Raw genomic sequence first — 18,690 nt, forward strand, 5'->3', positions numbered from 1 at the left:
TTTGGATTGGGAATATTACAAAGAAGCTAGTAGGTGAGGTCTCTAAAAGCTGCAAACTGCCGAGCTTTGGAGGTGGCTTAGCAGCTTCTAGAATTCTTGGTACTAGTTATATTATGCTGTTTTACAACTCCCTAACATTACAAACAAACTTCTGTCTGCACTTTGTATTGGTGATTATAGGATTCCCCCAAACGGGTGTCAATTGAAAAGGACTTGCTTAAATATAAGCCGCTACCGAAACACCACCGTCTTATTTCCATTAACCAACACCCGATGTTCGATGTGGTATTTCAGAGCGCGGGCGAGGACGAGGCATTCGCTATCTCTGCCCACCGCCACCAAAGCTTCGGGGCTGTTGCTATGATCTACGCGGACAACTTCCTGTTCGATAATCGGGCCTTCATCCAAAGCGTTGGTGACATAGTGAGCGGTTGCGCCGATGAGCTTAACGCCGCGATCATACGCCTGATGATAAGGACGCGCCCCCTTGAAGCTAGGCAGAAACGAGTGGTGGATATTGATACAACGCCCCGCCATTTTGGAGACCAGACCCGGCGAAAGCACCTGCATATAACGCGCCAGCACCACCACTTCGGCTTGCGCTTGCTCCAAATGCTCCCACACTTTGGCTTCTTGCGCCAATTTATCCCCATTCACAACCGGGATATAAATAAAGGGGATTTTGTACCAAGTACAAAGCTCCCGCAAATCATCGTGATTGGAAATAACACAGGGGATTTCGATGGGTAACGCGCCGGTGGAATAACGATGGAGCAGGTCGTTCAGGCAGTGACGGTATTTGGAAACCAGTATCACCACACGCGGTTTGATGGAGGTATCGGCAAGCTGCCATTCCATACTAAAGTGGTGCGCCACCCCCACCCCGAATTTCTGTTTCAACGCCGCAAAGCCGCAAGAGTATTCGCCCAATACGAACTCGGTACGCATGAAAAACCGCCCGGTAGAGGGGTCTCCAAACTGGGCTGACTCGATGATAAACCCATCGTTTTCGGTCAAGAACCCGGCAACGGCAGCAACAATACCCGCTATATCGTGGCAAGAAAGGGTTAGGATGTAGTGATTGCTCATATATTCCCGCGTGTGCTATATTTGGCATCAACTTTTCTTCCAGTATAGCAAGAAAAGAGGTGGCTAATCAACAGGCGCAATTTATTAAAAGTAGGCGGGCTTGCCCTATTGGGGGTGTTGCTTCCCGCCAACCTGCAAGCCCAAGCAACCCCCTTCCGCTTGCCCTTTGACGGCTCGCCCAGTTTTTCCACTTGGTATTTGCGCCAATGGTACGGCAACACTAGTTGGGCTTATCGCCAACGCCACGCCCTGTACAGTCAGAGGCAGGGTCTTCATTTTGGGCTGGATTTCTTCACCCCCATGGTCGTCAATTTAAGAGCTGCGGAAGCAAAATAGGAGGACTATTAAGCAGCTGAAAACTGGAGGGTTTGGATTTTTTCCTATCCAAACGACAGCCTTTTTGCATACTAGCACAAATATAAATCAATTCTTGCAATAAGTGGGGCGGATTATCAATACGAAACAGTAAGCTGCGGGCGTGTGCTCGCACAATACGACTAGCCTTGATGAGACTGCGTTCCGCTTCTTGCCATACCCCTGCCAGCACTAACCAGTGCTGAATAATTTGCCCAATCAGTTTGGCATATATTTCGCATAATATCGCCCAAGGCTTGTGGCTATGCCAGCGTTCCAATCCACCCCCACTTTTCCACAATTTGAAAAGAAGTTCAATCTGCCAGCGTAACCGATACAATACTGCCACTTCTGCGGGACTAGCCTGCTCCTGCGATAGATTGGTTAGATACACACTCCAGTAGCTTAAGGCTTGACGTTCGGCGCTGACCGGACGCTGCTGCTTGCGTGCCAACTCCTTGAAAGCCTGCTGACGAGTTTGTACTACTCCAGAAGGTACTTGCCATGCCACTAACCGACAGCGCAAACGTTCTTTTACCCCCACCTCTACTACCCTATCTATCAGCTTTTGTGACTGTTGTGCCAACCATTTACTCAAAGCTAAGGGTTGTTGGTGCGCCCCGTACACTTGTAGTCCGGTTTGAGCTTTGGTTAGGTACAATACCGCTTGCGCTTCTAATTCTTTCAATCGTCCCAATTTGAAATAGCCTAAATCGGTTATCCGTAGCGCCCCCGCTGGTAAACTTAGCTTTTGATGCGGTCCTTGCCGATCGTGCAGACGGGCTGGACTTAATTCCGGTCCCAGTAGCGCCCCGCTTAGCAGTTCCAAACCCACGTGCAGTTTCAGACCAGCCTCACTTTGACTACCCTCTTTCCCACACCCTTGCCAATGGGCGCTCAAGGTTGGCGGTAAACTGATAGTCGAACTATCCAGTACATACACCCCTTTGAAGCGTTGCAGTAGGCTCAAACTCGCTGGTTCCTGCCCTAGCATTTTTTCTACACACCAACCTAACAAAGCCTGTAAATAACTTGCCGCTTGGCTTGTAAAACTCTGGTCAAGCGCTTGTTTGCTAACCTTGGCTATTTGTGCCAGTTCACTCCGACTTGCCTCAGGATTGGACAGCCAGCCTCCGATTAGCGCTTTGGCGAATGTGGCGCCATCCAGTTTTGAACGGCGTTGTCGAAAACCCGTCTCCACTGCCAGATGTTGCGCTGTTTCATTAAATAGGGCTTGCAAATTCCCCGCTATTTGTTTAAGCTTTTCCATGAAAGTACCTGTGTTTGGCTTAAGGTTTTTTTTGGCAATTAAAACTTTGCCACAGGTACTTTCTTTTGTCTACTTCCCTTTCTTTTTAAATTGACGACCATGGGGCGGTTCACGAACCGCCCCTACGAAATCATCTCACGCCCTTACCCAAACCCCCTTGAGAAACGTTTTATGGGGGACAATTCCTTTCTTGCAACAGCCCTGTAAACTCAAGCCTAAAAATTGCAACATACCCTGATTTATGGCAAAATAATGTCGGTAATTCTCAATAGCGGGTTTCTTTTCTTTTTAACCAATTTTTATTGAGAGTTTACTATTTCGGTGAGTCAGCTTCACACTAAAATTTTACCTACGTAGTAGCTAAAGGCTAACGTTCTAGCTCAACAGATTGAGTTATTTATATGACTACTACCCAAAATCATAACCTTCTACGGGTTTTTCTGTGCCACTCTTCTTCGGACAAACTGGCGGTACGTAAGCTATATAATCGGTTAAAGGCAGAAGGCTTTGACCCTTGGCTAGATGAAGTTAATCTAATAGCGGGTCAGATATGGCAAGATGAGATAGAAAAAGCGGTAGAGCAAAGCCATGTGGTGTTGGTATGCCTCACCCCTGCTTCAATCACGAAGGAAGGCTATGTCCAACGCGAAATTCGAGTAGCTTTGGATGCTGCTGATTACAAGCCCGAAGGCACTTTGTTTATTATCCCTGCCAAACTGCAAGAGTGTGAAGTTCCGCGACGTTTAAGCCGTTGGCATTGGGTAAATCTTTTTGAGGCAAACGGCTATGCCAAGTTAATAGAAGCATTACGCACCCGCGAAGCTTCAATACCCCCAAACGTGACACAGGTTCATACACCACCAGTTATAACTCAACGCGCCTCAAATTCACCCGCCCGTGTAAATAGTTCTTATACGGTGTGGGCGGCAATAATAGCGGTAGTAGCAATTCTAATTCTAGTAGTAGCGTTGTTGTTTACTAGCAATAAGGCTTCCGGCAATACACCTGTTGCAGGCATTACCAATAGCATTAATCTAGTAACAGATCAAAATACTGCTACTCCCACCACCATTGCCCCGACCACTTTAGCACCTACCACAGCAACTACTACTAAGCTTCAAACTACCGCTGCCACTAGCGTAGTAGTAACAAGTCAAACTACTGCTACCACCATAAAAACAACTCCGCCCACCACTCCCCCAACCATCCCCACCACTACTGCTGCGCCTGTTACCACCGTCAAAACTCCGGTAAGCTTCACCGTTGTGCCAACCGCTACCGGGTTTAATGATGTTGGCATTGAAAGAGTCTGGAACAGAATAGATAAACCTGTTAGTGAAATTCCGGGAATAGGTAGAAGTTTTACATGGGGAGCTTCACCCATTTCTAAAGTCAGTACCGAAATGTACAATAACAGCCCACGAGTGGTTCAATATTTCGATAAAGGACGCATGGAAGTAAATTATCCGGGAAATAATACCACAGGCGCTTTCTACGTAACCAATGGTCTTCTGGTCATGGAGTTAGTGTCGGGGCGACGGATGGATGGGGATAATACTTACACCGAACTTGAGGCAAGCGCTATTCCGGTTGTGGGGGATGCACAAAACAATATATCGCCTACCTATGCTACTTTTAAAAGTGTTGCCACACTATGGGACAATAATAATAACAAGCCTTCTGCGATTGGTGCGGTTATTAACACCAGAATTGATAAAGCCGGAAATGTAACTACATTTAACCCACCCGAAGAACGGAAAATGGCTAGCTATGATAGCTCTAGCGGACATAATATTGCTGATGTTTTTGTAAACTACATGAACAAAACTGGACTAATCCAGAACGAAAATGGCACAATCGAAACCAGAAAAATATTTGCCGATGCCACGTATCTGAATACCCCCGATATTTTCTTTGGCAGACCAATCACCGAAGCTTATTGGACACGTGCGCCTGTAGCAGGTGTTGAGCGGGATATACTGGTTCAGCTATTTGAACGCCGAATTTTAACCTATACTCCCTCAGTTCCAGCCGATTATCAAATTGAAATGACAAATCTAGGACAACACTATTACCAGTGGCGCTATGTTGATAACAAAGGTTAGCTTGCTGTCCCTTTTTTGCGTTGGTAATCTTGACTCCTCATAATATAATTAAAGTGTTTCTATCTTGCTATTAACTATAATAATAGCAACCCTACAACGCCATTTTCCTTGTTTCTAAATGTCGGCGCGTTCCATAAACTTGCTCTTTTTGTCGAACTTACCTGAATCGTGATAGTATCTCGGTTACTTCTTATAACCGCTTTCGACCTTTATTATGGGTTAGTTAAAAAGGAGATTTCAAGCGATGTTCACTCGTGCCTTAAACACCCAAATCGACCCTGCCAATAGTGACAAAGTGATGAAAATCTGGCGGGAACATATCACGCTCATCTTAAAGCGACAAAAGGGATTTGTGCGCGGCTATGCCCTAACCAATTCTACCACCGGCAAAGGTCTGATTATCAGCATTTGGGAATCCGAAGAGGATGCGACATATTACGAAAAGAGCGGCGATTTTGAAGCGGCAATTAGCCCAATCCGCCAATATTTTATCACTCCTCCTTACATTGATTACTTTGACGAAGAAAATATTGTTTAAACTATCACAAACTCTTGAGTGAATTGGCTACCATTCTGCAGTAACCGCTATTTGTGTCAGCCTCTAATAGTTTAGCTTGAGGCACTCCGCCCGAATTTCAGAATGATTTAATAACACGAAGATTGCACTAATACAACAAACGCTATAATGTTAACAAAAGTTAACCCACTATTCATTCTTTGCAGGGCTGAAACCTGAATCCTGATGTTATTACTCTTGACTCTCTGTAATATAATTAAACTATGCTTGCTATACTATTTTAATGTATTATTAGTATTCTAACCTAACACTTCCTGTGTTTATAAATCTCGGCGCGTTTCACTCAACAATTTATAACTGCCCTCCTAGTAAACCTACCTAAAACAATAATAGTATTCTCGGTACTTCTGGTAACCGCTTTCGACCTTTATTATGGGTTAGTTAAAAAGGAGTTTTCTAGGGATGTTCACTCGCGCTTTAAACATCGAGATTGACCCTACCACTAGAGAAAAGGTAATGAAACTCTGGAGGGATCACGCCACGCCCATACTCCAGCGACAAAGGGGTTTTATGCGCGGCTACGCCCTAACTAATAGTGACACCGGTAAAGGAGTGGTTATCTGCATCTGGAAAACCAAATACGAATCGGATAATTTCGAAAATAGTAGCGAGTTTGAAGCAGCGGTTAGCCCGTTCCGGCAATATTTTATCGCGCCCCCATCCCTCGATTTCTTTAGGATTTAAACCGCTTCAACCTATTTGAACTCGCTACCCTTTTCTGCGGTAGCCGTTACTTGTTACAAACCGGATTCCGGCGCACTACCCGAATCCTTATTCTGCGTTTGCCCGACTAGGCTCGCCCTGAGCCAATCAAGGTTCAGGTTAGCGGCTGGTAGGCTCTCGATCGTATAATCTGCCGGGAGTTGTCGTTGCAATTGAGCAATCTTTCCCGCGATAAGGGCAGTATCCCTACCCCGAATAAACACCAGTGTTGTTACCTCCGGTCTAAAATCTGCCGCCACCGCCGCTTGTCCAGTCCGCACATCGCCAACTTTATTAGCCTTTTGGTCTTTGAGCAACACCCACAAGTGGTAAACCAACCATAGCCCGGCGGTGAGTGTAATACCCAACGCCCAACAAATAGAGCTTGTGAAAGAGCTTGTGAAAGAGCTGCCGATATTTCTAAAAACTAGGTAGATTAAGGTAGCGCCGCTGATAAGCAAAGTCACCACGCTCATGAAAAGCACCAGATAGAGATATATTCGGCGCACAGTCGAGCGGCGTTCTTCCGCATGTTCCTGTGCCAAACTCTGCCGTTGCAACTTTAGCCAACTGTAAAACCACAAGCCGCCACCCACCAGAATCAGCGTGACAAGTAGGCTTATTTCATCGCTCCAGCCTGTTCGTTTTAGCGCGGTAGAATCAGAGCCGCCCAACGCTACATCCAGCATTATTCTGATTAACCGGGCAAGACCCACCGAAAGTACCACAAAGCCGATCAAGGTTAGCAGATACCAGTACAAGCGGCGCAGGTTAGCTTGAAGCGGCGGTTCTTTCGCCACTAACTCCATATCCCGATGCAAAACCACGGCGTGATAGCCCCAGAATATGCCGAAAGCCAACGCCACCACCAAAGGGTTGCCCACTTGCGTAAGCAGCGGTTCGCTCGAATTTTTCATTGCTTCGCTGTTCAACGCTAACCGCATCAGGTTGTATATAAATACCGCAAAGGCAGTAATCGTCACTGCAATGGTCTGGAATAACAGGTAATAGAGGTAAAATTTCCGCAAAAGCGAATGTTGCTCTTCTTCCGAAGTGGCATTAAGTCGCTCGACTTGCCACCAGTGCCATAACCAACCCGCCAGACTGACGATAACCAATGCCGTGACAGGCGCAATAACCCCCAGAAAATTATTATTACGATAATATGAGTTATTGCTGCTCGAAATATATTGCCAACAATCCTGCCCCAGTATTGCCACACTGATAGTCAACGCCGTTACCGCGCCGTAATTCATCAGAAAAAAATACAAGCGGCGCACGTTCGCTTTGTAGCCCGTATCCGGCGCAATCCGATTATCGGCGCGAATCACCAGCCAGAAATATAACCACACCGGCGCGTTTACCAGCAATACAGGAATGTTATCTACAAGGCTGTAATTTAGATTCCCGACTCCGCGAGCTATTTGCGTTAGTATATCCGCTAAAAGGCGACCCGCCGCAGTAAACACTTGGATTGCCGTAACAAACAAGGTGAAGTAAAGCATCAACTTGCGCAACCCCGATTGCCGTTCTTCTATACCGTGCGAATCTTTCGCCCTCGCGCTGCGTTGCGCCAGTATCCAGTGAATCAGCCACACCACACCGCCCACTACCGCAATCGCCCCCGCTTGGCTGTATTGGTCTTGTAAGGAGCTATAATAATAACTCTGAGCTAAAGCCAGCCAATCTTTTAAAAGAAGATTTAACAGGTAGGACAAACCACCCACCAACATCATCAGGCTTATAAAACTAGTGGCATAAATATACAAACGCCTTGCTATGAACATTGCCAAGCTCCTTTCAGTTTAGCCAGTATTGAAATCCGTAAGGATAGTTCAAATTGCCTATACGCCACACGCCGTTTTCAAGGCTCAAGCTCATTGTGCTATCCTCGTTCCAGCTTTCCCCGTTAGCGAAAGGGCTAAATTGGTTGTAATGCCTTATTTCAAGTATGACCGAAGCGTTGTTACCGTTAATATTTTCGGATTTAATACTAACCGAGATATTCTGAGAATTTTGTTGATAAATACTGTTTTTGTAATTTTGACGGCTAATTCTTTTTTGAAGAGCGCTATCGAGTAAATCATAAGCTTTGTCGTAATCCCGGTTGTTATAAGCATTGATATAGCTTTGCGCCACCCCACCGGGGCTATTCTCTGAAATCTCCGGTGGCGTGGGACGTAACAAAAACAGGCTGACGATTGCCAGTAGCGTCAGTAGCCCGATTCCTCCGACAATTACCATCAAAAAGTAGTCGCGCTCTTTGGGCTTGCCGGGATTTTCGCTTGGTTTGGTCACAGGTTCGTTCATCTTGCTCAACTCCTAATACCTAATCGTTCACGGATTATTCAGGCGCGTTTTCTTGCTTTGGCTCGATAGCCGCTTTTTCTTGCAAACCCTCACGAAAAGATAAAATCCCACCGATAAATAAGGCAATTGCCGAAGTGAAAAATAGAAATCTGTGGGGAATATCCCTGAAGTTATGGTTTATGATTATCAAGATTAATGCAATAGCCCAAAGAAGAATTCCAAATGAACTCAGCATTATTGCGATAACACCAGCTAAAACAGGTTTTTTGGGGGAGATTTTTATTATTGATAGTATAGTAATACCAATTATAATAGCAACACCAATTAAAAGCTTCCCATAAAAGGCTTCCCCTTCATATGGCGAAGAATTTGATGTTTCTATCCAAATTGCAACGGTTCCCGCTACCAGCAAAATCAGGCTGGCTATCCCAAATTTTCGCATGGTTACACCTCCTGCAAATAGCTTTTTACCAGCTTACAACTTCGAGCGCGGTTTGGAATAAACGCCGCTGCGTAGTGCGGGTTTATTCTGCGGTTCAGGGATTTTTTCTTGCTTTGGCTCGATAGCCGCTTTTGCTTGCAAATCCTCACGAAGAGATAAAATCCCACCGATAAATAAGGCTATGGCTGAGGCTAAAAATAGTAAAATAACTAAACTGCCGTCAATACGCGCCAATTCATGATTCATCAGAAAGTATATCCAGAGTAATATTCCGGGTACACTTAGCGCTATTGCGATAACACCTGCCATTCGGGGTTTTTTAGTTGCGACAAATCTCAAGCTGACTATAGGAGACCCAACCCCAATAGTGTGGAGACCCAATAGCATCCAACCTACCATTACAAGTGACTGGTCAGAGTCATGAGTGCTTAACAATGCAACAAACTGAACGATGGTTCCCGCTACCAGCAAACTCAGGCTGATTATTCCAAATATACGCACTTTCATCAACTCCTTTTAATACTTTTTATCTACATTCGCACGGTTTACTCTGGCACGTCTCCTAACTGATTTTATCCCACCGATAAATAAGGCAATACTAGAAGAAAAATACAACAGAAGAATAGCTAGTGAATATAATTCTACTTCTTGACCTCTAATTAGTCCCAATGCCGCAAGATAACCACACAGAAGCAAACCAAAAATTAAAAGCCCGAGTAAACTTAGCACTATTGCGATAACACCTGCTAAAACAGGTTTTTTTGGGGAGATAGCTAATAATATTGCAATGAGCAACCCCAACACTATACCTGAAATAAGAAAAAACCAGTTAAGCTCTATTGAATTGGTAGTTTTCTTAACATTTAGCCATAGCAATGAAAGAATGAAACCTATTACCATAAAAACCAAGCTGGTTATTCCACTTTTACGCATTGCGCCACTTCCTGTTAATATCTTCCTATTCCACTCGATTCTATTAAATAGAATTTTATAAGAATGACAATAGCGTGCCGATTACTGCCAGCCCAAAACCTGCGAATACGGGAATGGGACAACCCGCCCCGGCGAAAATCAGCGCGAGTATCGCCCCTGCCAGCATCAGCCCAAAACCTACCCCTCGTTTCAGCCGCGTCCGTATCGTTGACATTGCTTGCTCCTTGCAATAACTCTTTTCCACTATCAGTTTAACCCGCCGCAAGCTGTCAATAACAGGTTTGCTACTGCCATTTACTGTAAATTAATGGGGGAATGGCGAGGAATCGTGTTAGATGGGGCAACGAATGAAGGATGTACTCAAATACGCCCTTACAAACAAAGACAAGAGGTTAAAACTAATTCGAGGGAACGGGGCGCGGCTCGATACGCCCACTATTTACATCGTCATCAAAGATTTATTACCATCTTTGTATTTTATGCCAAAGCGTAACAGGCGAGTGCCTTTCTCTGCCGAAACCACCGCAATTTGCGAACCTAATGAACCGCCTACCACTTGGTCAAAGATTATTTCAAATTTGGTAGGATAATTCTTAGAGAATTTTGCCCCTTCTTGCGAAGAAGCAAAATCGCGTTTGGTACTATGCTTGAGGGTAGGCTTCAAACCGCTGGAACTCTTTACCGCAAAGGTGGTCATTTTATCCAAAGCGGTCTGATTGGTAGCGGCAGTATGCAGGCTACTATTCATTTGAGTATTGGTTAGTTTCTGGGCAGATTCTAGTTTGTTGGCAATTTTCTGGGGGTCGTAATTTATTGCGCCATTAACGCCCTCATCAATCGCAATCAAAGCGGTGTTGAAGAAGCTAGAGCCAATGTTTTTACCCTTATTATTTTTGCCGTACTGATCCTCTAGCGACATAATGGTCGTTCGGATTTTCGCGCCCGCCTCTCCAGACCATTTCAAGGCTTCGGCTGCAATTTGAGAGGGGTTGCCTAAGTTGCCGCCCTTGCTGGCAGCAGAAAGTTCGGTTTCGAGCGCAAAGAACTGACGCTTGAGAAGCCTTCGGTCGGCGAGAGAATCGACAAATTCCTGTATAAGTGCGGCCGTTGGGTTGGTTTTTGGGTTGCCCACTGCTGCAATCACCGCCGGGGTTATTTCGACATACCTCTTTTTATCGCTCAGGGCATCCCTAACCTTTTGCTCTTTGTCATTGTTAGGGTTTAAGCCGCCCTTACCAAGCAAAGCCTCCTTAAGGTCGGCAATTTTTTCATCCAAGTTTTTATCTAACTGACCGCCAGCCTGATTATCCAACCAAGATAGTTTAACTTTGCCGCCCGTAGCAAACGGACCGACCGCAAACTCAAACGCCAGTTCAGCGCCGTTCATGTTGCGCCCGATATTTCTATCCCGCCGCGTACCAAGCGTTTTTTGCTTTTCTTTCTTGTTCTTTTCCAGCGCATTCATAGTCTGTTTGGTATAGCGTTTGCCCCTATAACCCTTTAGCCCACCCTTAAAGCTTGCCAAGCCAGTCATGGAAGCCGAAGCGGTGGCAGCCCCAAAACCTCCGGTTTCCACCGTATCTTTGTCGCTAAAGCTCTCTCTAAAGGCATCGCCCCACGCTCTAGCCTGTTCGCCTCTCACTTCATCGTTTTCGCCCCCAAGACCCCACAGGGCATTGATAAAGAGGTTCGGGAAGACGGTACTTTCGCGCGCGCGTTTATAGTAGCCAAACGAGATGAGTTCCATAGCGCGTCCTAAACCGCCCGTAGCATTAGCTCCGATGGTTTTTGCGCCGGAATTTGCGTTTCTTACATTATCTGTCTCTACATCCAGATAACCGCCGATTTCGCCGCCCACATCCACCACAAACGGCACGCGCCACCCGCCGATAAATGCCAATTCGGCTTTAACCTTGAAAGTATTGGCTTTTAATTTGTCATTGCCGTTTTCGTCTTTGGTGCGGCGCAAGAAGGTTTCGCCGGAGCGCACCGTCTTTTCTTCATCATACTCAAGTTCGTGTTCAACCTGACCGGTCAGGCGGAAACCAAGATAAGCCCCACCGGAGGGGTCGCCCACCGGCACTTTAAGCACAAACTCAAGTTTAGCCTTGTCGCCATCTTGCGCCACCAGCGGTTCAACCACAGAGCCGATGTAACGGAAGCGCGAGTGAATCGGACCTTCCAAAGATTCTTTAATAGCCGATTCTTTCGCGCTCTTAATCAGATCAGCGGTATTTTTCTGTTCCTTATTTCCGGCAGCATCGAGGGTGTCAATAGTGGTCTGTTTCCCGCTGAGTACATCCAACGTCTGTTGGGTAATATCCGTTTTGTACTTCCGGCGCGATTCATTATTGTTCTTTTTATTTATAGTTAGCTTGGTAGCTTTGAATTTAGCCAATACTTCTTCGCCTGCGGTTGGCTTAATAGCTACAATAGCGGCTTCGGTTTCTTTCTTGATAAGGTCATTTTTCTTCCCGGAGAAGTTTTGCGCTGCTTCTAGCAAGTTCTTCTTGTAATCGGCATCTTTAAGATTCTCGCGCTTCTTCAGCAACCTAGCCTTGAATCTATTCAGGGTAACACCCATCCTGTAGGTGTTTTTTTGAATATCTTTTTGGAGGGCTACTATCTTAAAGCGTCTGCGCTCTAAAGAGGCGCTTGCGTCCTTAACCACATCTTGGTTGGATTTAATTTTTTCATGGACGCTATTAATCAACTTCACTTGTCGGTTGTAATCAAGCAGATATTGTTCAACTACAGGGTTATCCTCAGCTATCGCGCCTTTGGCTATAGCATAAGCCACTTCAAAGGTGACCTTGCTTGCCATTTCCTCTTGCTTCTTAATATCCTTCTGGTATTTTTCAAGGATTTTTTCTTTGTATGCTTTAAGTTTCGGACCTTCCTTGTCGGAAACAACGTCATCTATGTCAGTATTTGTGAGCGCAACACCCATTTCTTTGGTTAACGTCGCCAAAGTTTGGACGCTATTTCTCTTGATACGGCGCACCGTTGAACTGGCTAATTCGCGTCTCAAAACATCCAACAAATAATATTGCAAGGTTTCTGAGGGGTTCGGCTTAGGGATGGGACTCTTTTCTATAAAATCATCGGAGTTAGAGTAAGCATAATACATGCTAATTAATTTGCGAATAAGCCTTTTGTTTTTCTCATCGAGGCTAAAATCCTTAGCAGTTTGAACATTAGCATCTTTAGTTTCTTCGTCCTGCGCTTCCTTAATCCAGTCAAGTAGGGTTTGCGCGGCGCTTGCCAGCTTTGTAGTGTCAACCGCCGAATCCTTTAGCTTTTCCTTACCATCTGTTACTGTTTTTTCTTGAAAATGATCTTTATTAATATCAGGAACATCAGAAAGCCTTTGTATGGCAACTTTAGGGGTGGGTTTGGACTGAAAAGCTAGAAGGCGTTGCACATATTGATTGCCGTGGGTTCGCTGAAGCTGCAATATTCTGGCAGGAGTTAGTTTGGTGTTTTTTATGAAATGGCTGTCGCGAGTGGTATCGGCAAGGGCAAGTTGCCTTTCCAAGGGGCTTGTTTCCGGCTGGAACTCGCTATTCTGTTCTTCCAGAGCATTGTTGCCCGTCCTCATCACCGTCTCTCTAACGTTGTAAGCAGGGCGGTTATTGACGATTGGCATAACTACTCCTTCAACAGCAACAGAAAAATAGTGTGCAGAATATACAGCGAAGATTAGCAAGCTAAATTTAGGAAACAACTCAAGCCATTATACCCAGCCTTACACTGTAGAGCAATATATTATTTATAAATTGTAACATTTCGTATCAATGTCATTTCACTTTTATTCTCTCCATTATAATTTGAATTCATTACCAAATCCATCGCTGCTTTTAACTCTACTATTGCTTTTTGAGGTTAAACTGAAAGCGTAAATAGTGAAAGAGGTAACAATCATGCTTCGTGAACAATGGTACGCGGTTTTGGAAAGTGACGAGGTGAAAGTGGGCAAGCCCTTCTATTATAAGCGGCTTGGCTACGACCTCGTTTTCTGGCGCAGCGAGGCGGGTAAAATCGTGGCGATGGAAGATCGCTGCCCGCACCGTCAGGCTAAACTCAGTCTTGGTAAAATCGTGGATGGCAACATCGAATGTCCTTTCCACGGTTTTCAGTTCAACTCAAATGGCGAATGTGCGCTCGTTCCTGCCAACGGCATAAACGGAGCAAAACCCAAAGCTATGCGCCCGCGCGTTTTCCCAACGCAAGAGGCACACGATTTCATCTGGCTGTGGCACGGTGAAGCCAGAGCCACCGGGGATTATCCGCCCATCCCCTTCTTTACCGAGCAAGGGCTAGAGAATTTCAGCTACAGCACCTTGCGCAAACGCTGGAATACCCACTACACCCGCGCCATCGAAAACCAGCTTGATGTGGCGCATCTGCCCTTCGTACATGCCACCACCATCGGACGGGGCGGGCGCAAACTCGTCAACGGTCCTTACACCGTATTGGAAGGCGAAACGCTTTACGTGTGGGTAAATAATGTATTGGATAAAGGGCAACCCGGTCTTAAACCGGGCGAAATGTCGCGTCCTGCCGGGGATTGGCTGATTAGCTTCAAATATCCTAACCTTTGGCTCAATCGTCTTTCTAGCAAATTTATGCTGGTGGCAGCTTTCGTGCCTATTGACGATGAGCAAACCATGATGTACATCCGTTTCTACCAGAACTTTGTAAGCGCGAAGCCCTTGCGCAAGCTGTTCAGTTTCATTGCCGCTCAGAGCAGCCGCAAGATTCTAACTCAGGACGAGGGCGTGGTAATCTCGCAGCGTCCCAAACAGGGTGGGCTGTCCTCCGGCGATAAATACATCCCGGCAGACCGTCCGATTCTGCTCTACTATATGCACCGCAACGAATTGGAACGTAACGCCCCAATGCCCGAACCGCCCGCCAACCCCGATGCTGAACTAGAAGTGGCGGGTTTGAGCGAACACTAATCAAAAAAAGGGCGGCTCGTAACGAACCGCTCTTTTGCTTTTATCTGCTTTAGCGTATTAATCGTTATCGCCCCTGATACGATAGAGCGCATTTGCCTTGTCGGCAGTCAGATAAATTGTGCCTGAATGTCCCACCGCTACACCATTGAAGAAAGTTGTGGGCGGCAGTAGCGGCAACCATGCCCCTATCTGAAGTTTATCCACCACCGTAGTTATAGTTCCGGTTTTAAGGTCAACCCGCGAAAGCCGACCCGCGCCGACCTCTACCACCAGCAAATGACCGTCCCGTTCTAGCGCCAAGCCTTCCGGCTGTGAGAACTGATGCCCATTGAGAATGGGGTTCGGCTTGGCTATGATAGTGCCTCCCTCCGCCAGCTTGTAAATCAAGCCACTGTACCAATCGGCGGCGTATAGTTCCTTATCATTGCTTGCCAGCCCGAACGGAATGCCCTGTATTGTTGTAAGAACTGTCCGCACTTCCGCAGGATTTTGCATCACTACTTTTCCCGTGCCAATCTCAGCAACCACAAGATTGCCTCGGAACTCGATAGCGTTCGTTGGACCTGCGAAATCACGATAATCTTGCACCACCTGTTTGGTTACCGGATCCCAGATTTGCACCGCATTTCCGTTTATGGAAGTCCATACCAGTTTGTCCCCAAATGGCGCTACCGTCATGGGCTGTACCGCGCTGGTGAACTTACCCAACGGCTTGGGCGTTCCGGATTTGCCGTCATACTGGCGCAACGTCCAGAAATCCGCCACGAATACGCGATCATGCCCATCCTTGCCGGGCAATACTGCTACGCCCCCGGCTGCCATCATTCCGGCAGGGCTTACCTCGCGCAACTGCTTGTTTTTAAGTATTTCACTGATGCTTCCGCCTGAAGCATCGGAAATAAAGAGCCGCCCATGTGAGTCAAAAGCAAGGTTATCAATCCCGCTAACCGGATTCGCCAGCACTTCTTGCTGCATATTATGAAGATTTAACCGAATAACTTGGTTCGGGTTGCTGGTGACTATATTAAGTCGTTCTTGTGAATCAAACTTAACTGCGGCGGGATTGATACCCGGTTGCGGTAATTCCAGCACAGTAGTGATTTCCTTAGTAGCCACGTTTACCTTAACCACTCGCCCTTTGTTGTACATCGGTCCGTAGAGATAACCATCCGCGCCAAACGCCATCGCATTCATCTCTCCTGCGACATTGGGTACACCGTATTCGGGGAATTTTAGTATGTCGATTGGGGTTGTATTTGCCCCGGTAGGGTCAATCTCGTACAAGCCGTTACCGAAGAAATCGGCGGATACAAAGAGCCGTTTGAAATCTCTGGTAAAAGCTATCGCGTTTGCGCCCGGTAAGTTGGTAGCCACGATGCTGTGCGTTACGCCGTCCGGGGCGAGTTTACCCACCTCTCCGGTAAATAGCGAAGTCCAGTATAGCGAACCGTCCGGTCCGAAAACTAGGTCGTCCGGTGTTTGGACACCGTATTCCTGCCCCAAGCGTTTAACAATTTGCCCGCTGTAGGGATTCATCACCACAATTTCGCTACCGAATACACTGGCGATATACAGTAGCCCATTGTGAAAGGCAATGCCGTTTGCGCCGTGAATAGGCGAGCCTTTAACCAGCGTTTGCAAGTTCCCATGCCCGTCTTTGCCCCAATCCTCTTCCTGTTCTTTGGCAAAGCTCATTCCCAACGTAAGCTGAAAAACAAGCAGCATAGAGACCATCGCAAGGCTAAACTTCTTAACATTTCTCATAAATTATCCCTCCGTTTTCGTACTACCACCTCTTTGTGACTGCAAAACAGACTGTTAGAGTAACTTCGGTTGTCCAAGAAAAGCGTCATCCTGCCAAGGTAAGCCTATAGGGGTAATTGCTTGTCAGGAAGTTGAACCCTGTTCTAACAATTAGAATCGAAGCAGCGGTGTAGGGATTAATGCTATCGGTAAAATCGGTTTCAAGCCCCCGCGAGGGCGTATGTTCCTAAGAGAATCGGGTTCGGTATCCCCCCCGTTCGGTACAATGCCCCGATGGGTGACATAATCGGGTGGATGGGGCATAGGCGCAAATACGTGAGATTCGGGTTCGTAGGGACGTATTTGAATACGCCCTTCGCCCGTTGCTCTATCCCATAAGATTTGCGCCACCCATCGCCGGGCGCATCACGATGCGCCCCTACGGGAATCGGGTTCGGTAGTTCAATTCGGTAGGAGCGTATTTGAATGCGCCCGGTATTAGTTCTATTTGCGTGAAAGTTGAATTGGTGGAGGATTTGAACTGCGTCAAAGGCTAAAAGGCGAAAGCATTGTTGCTACAATTTAAGTTAAGGATAGCAAAACAGGGTAAAAATTCAGGTGAAATTCTTAACAAATTAAATTAATTTTTCATTAGAATTAAGTTGAGTAAACTATTACACCGACAGCTAGAGTCGTTCGGGGCGGTCGGTTGGCAAAGGTGCACCCTTACGGTTATAATTAGAGCGTAGTTGCGTTACAGCTAAACCCCTACACCGGAGCGCAAACATGCCCGAACCCGCCAAACTGAAAGTCTTTCTGTGCCACTCCTCCGGGGATAAGCCCATAGTGCGCGAACTGTATCGCCGCTTGCAAGCTGAAAGCCACTGGCTTGAGCCGTGGTTGGACGAAGAAGAACTGCTACCCGGACAGATATGGCGCGATGAAATCGAGAAGGCTTTGGAAGAGACTCACCTCATTTTGGTGTGCCTTACGCCCGAATCGGCGGCAAAAATCGGCTATGTACAGGCTGAGATAGAAACCGCGCTACAATTTGCCAAATATATGCCGGAAGGGTTGAGCAACATCATCCCCTTGAAACTGGCGGAGTGCGAGCTACCCCGAAAGTTGAGCCGTTGGCAAGCGGTGAATTTCTATGACGAGCGCGGGCGCGACCTGTTGATAAGAGGGCTGCGTCACCATGCCAAGAATTTCGGCGTGGTTATACCCGACTCGCCCGTTTCACCATCGCAAAACCCTGCGCTAACACCCGTAATAAAGGTGGCAGAGCCAAAACCCGCCACGCCCGAAAGCGAGCGCGAAATGATGCTGCGCGAAATTGCCGACCTCAATACCAGCCACACCCGCCGTTTGCAAATCGGCGACAGGCTGAGCGAAATCGGCGACCCCCGGCGCGGCGTGGGCGTGCGCGAGGATGGGCTGCCCGACATTGCGTGGCTACCCGTATATCCGGGCGGAAGGCTGGAGATTGAGGAACAGACCTTTGAAATTCAACTCTTTTATTATATTGCTAAATATCAAGTGACTTACGCTCAATATAAAGCCTTTGTGAAAGCAACGGATGGCTACCAAAACCGGGAGTGGTGGCAAGGTTTCCCGGAAAAATACCAGCCGCAAAGGCTGGACGAGCAAAAGCAAAAAGGTTTGAGCAACCCTAGCGACAGGGTGTCGTGGTATCAGGCAGTGGCGTTTGGGCGGTGGCTGAACAAACACATGCAGGGTTGGCAATTGACCAGTTCGGAAGATATAGGCAACCCTTTAATCATCGGCAATAACGCGGAGGTGCGTTTGCCAACCGAATGGGAATGGCAGTGGGCAGCGCAAGGGGGTAGCCAACAGCGTGAATATCCGTGGGGCGCATGGCAAGAGGGCTACGCCAATACGGTGGAAGCGGGTTTGAAGCGAACAACGGCGGTGGGCATGTATCCGCAAGGGGCAGCGACTTGTGGGGCAATGGATATAAGCGGCAATCTGTTGGAGTGGTGTCAGAACAAATACCAGAAGCCTTCGGAAGTGGTGGTGGACGGGAGCGGAGAGATGCGGGTGATACGGGGCGGAGCTTTCCCCGGCAGTCGGACTCTTGCGTCCTGTATGTCCCGCAACCACGTCATTCCGCACCGCGGTAGCCTCGCTTTTGGTTTTCGGGTGGTGTTGTGTTCCGCTATTGCGCCCCTCTGAACTCT

General features: G+C 47.1%; 17 protein-coding genes. 5 read left to right on the forward strand and 12 right to left on the reverse strand.

The window, feature by feature from the left end; translation table 11 throughout:
- Positions 1-231: 231 nt before the first annotated feature.
- The 3 genes from purU to OZ401_RS21040 form a co-directional block, all read right to left on the reverse strand.
- Positions 232-1,089: a formyltetrahydrofolate deformylase gene (purU, locus tag OZ401_RS21030; protein ID WP_341470491.1), complete on the reverse strand. Its 858-nt coding sequence runs from the start codon at positions 1,087-1,089 to the stop codon at positions 232-234.
- A 105-nt stretch (positions 1,090-1,194) separates the two neighbouring features.
- Positions 1,195-1,365 (reverse strand): hypothetical protein, encoded by a 171-nt coding sequence (locus OZ401_RS21035; protein WP_341470492.1) that lies wholly within the window; start codon positions 1,363-1,365, stop codon positions 1,195-1,197.
- Between the two features lie 31 nt (positions 1,366-1,396).
- Complete coding sequence (locus OZ401_RS21040; RefSeq protein WP_341470493.1) at positions 1,397-2,713, reverse strand: IS4 family transposase; 1,317 nt, start codon at positions 2,711-2,713, stop codon at positions 1,397-1,399.
- A 401-nt stretch (positions 2,714-3,114) separates the two neighbouring features.
- On the opposite strand from OZ401_RS21040, the gene OZ401_RS21045 reads away from it, so the two are divergent.
- From OZ401_RS21045 to OZ401_RS21055, 3 genes are all read left to right on the forward strand, one after another.
- Entirely contained in the window at positions 3,115-4,818 is a 1,704-nt protein-coding gene (locus OZ401_RS21045; protein WP_341470494.1) for a toll/interleukin-1 receptor domain-containing protein, read from the forward strand.
- A gap of 244 nt (positions 4,819-5,062) precedes the next feature.
- Complete coding sequence (locus OZ401_RS21050) at positions 5,063-5,356, forward strand: antibiotic biosynthesis monooxygenase family protein (protein ID WP_341470495.1); 294 nt, start codon at positions 5,063-5,065, stop codon at positions 5,354-5,356.
- A gap of 441 nt (positions 5,357-5,797) precedes the next feature.
- On the forward strand, positions 5,798-6,079 hold the full coding sequence (locus OZ401_RS21055) for an antibiotic biosynthesis monooxygenase (protein ID WP_341470496.1): 282 nt from the start codon (positions 5,798-5,800) through the stop codon (positions 6,077-6,079).
- Between the two features lie 53 nt (positions 6,080-6,132).
- Here the strand turns inward: OZ401_RS21055 and OZ401_RS21060 are convergent, their stop codons facing one another.
- The 7 genes from OZ401_RS21060 to OZ401_RS21090 all read right to left on the reverse strand — a co-directional run bounded on the left by OZ401_RS21060 (position 6,133) and on the right by OZ401_RS21090 (position 13,431).
- Positions 6,133-7,884 (reverse strand): DUF5671 domain-containing protein, encoded by a 1,752-nt coding sequence (locus OZ401_RS21060; protein WP_341470497.1) that lies wholly within the window; start codon positions 7,882-7,884, stop codon positions 6,133-6,135.
- 13 nt (positions 7,885-7,897) lie between these two features.
- A complete protein-coding gene (locus tag OZ401_RS21065; protein ID WP_341470498.1) occupies positions 7,898-8,407 on the reverse strand; it encodes an NTF2-like N-terminal transpeptidase domain-containing protein in 510 nt (169 codons plus the stop codon).
- Positions 8,408-8,441: 34 nt separating this feature from the next.
- Entirely contained in the window at positions 8,442-8,849 is a 408-nt protein-coding gene (locus tag OZ401_RS21070; RefSeq protein ID WP_341470499.1) for a hypothetical protein, read from the reverse strand.
- A gap of 33 nt (positions 8,850-8,882) precedes the next feature.
- On the reverse strand, positions 8,883-9,350 hold the full coding sequence (locus OZ401_RS21075) for a hypothetical protein (RefSeq protein ID WP_341470500.1): 468 nt from the start codon (positions 9,348-9,350) through the stop codon (positions 8,883-8,885).
- 15 nt (positions 9,351-9,365) lie between these two features.
- Positions 9,366-9,782, reverse strand: coding sequence for a hypothetical protein (locus OZ401_RS21080; RefSeq protein WP_341470501.1), 417 nt, complete (start codon positions 9,780-9,782; stop codon positions 9,366-9,368).
- A 55-nt stretch (positions 9,783-9,837) separates the two neighbouring features.
- Positions 9,838-9,996: a hypothetical protein gene (locus tag OZ401_RS21085; protein WP_341470502.1), complete on the reverse strand. Its 159-nt coding sequence runs from the start codon at positions 9,994-9,996 to the stop codon at positions 9,838-9,840.
- Positions 9,997-10,221: 225 nt separating this feature from the next.
- A complete protein-coding gene (locus OZ401_RS21090; protein ID WP_341470503.1) occupies positions 10,222-13,431 on the reverse strand; it encodes a porin family protein in 3,210 nt (1,069 codons plus the stop codon).
- A 274-nt stretch (positions 13,432-13,705) separates the two neighbouring features.
- Here OZ401_RS21090 and OZ401_RS21095 point away from each other — a divergent pair, with 274 nt between their 5' ends.
- Entirely contained in the window at positions 13,706-14,746 is a 1,041-nt protein-coding gene (locus OZ401_RS21095; RefSeq protein WP_341470504.1) for an aromatic ring-hydroxylating oxygenase subunit alpha, read from the forward strand.
- A gap of 57 nt (positions 14,747-14,803) precedes the next feature.
- Here OZ401_RS21095 and OZ401_RS21100 read toward each other — a convergent pair whose 3' ends face one another.
- Together OZ401_RS21100 and OZ401_RS21105 are read right to left on the reverse strand one after the other, a co-directional pair.
- Positions 14,804-16,510, reverse strand: coding sequence for a Vgb family protein (locus tag OZ401_RS21100; protein ID WP_341470505.1), 1,707 nt, complete (start codon positions 16,508-16,510; stop codon positions 14,804-14,806).
- 150 nt (positions 16,511-16,660) lie between these two features.
- A complete protein-coding gene (locus OZ401_RS21105; RefSeq protein WP_341470506.1) occupies positions 16,661-16,900 on the reverse strand; it encodes a hypothetical protein in 240 nt (79 codons plus the stop codon).
- Between the two features lie 375 nt (positions 16,901-17,275).
- Between OZ401_RS21105 and OZ401_RS21110 the strand changes: the two genes are divergently transcribed.
- Positions 17,276-18,685 (forward strand): SUMF1/EgtB/PvdO family nonheme iron enzyme, encoded by a 1,410-nt coding sequence (locus OZ401_RS21110; RefSeq protein WP_341470507.1) that lies wholly within the window; start codon positions 17,276-17,278, stop codon positions 18,683-18,685.
- The last annotated feature ends 5 nt before the right edge of the window (positions 18,686-18,690 follow it).

Source organism: Candidatus Chlorohelix allophototropha (assembly GCF_030389965.1).
GTDB classification, from domain to species: Bacteria; Chloroflexota; Chloroflexia; order Chloroheliales; family Chloroheliaceae; genus Chlorohelix; species Chlorohelix allophototropha.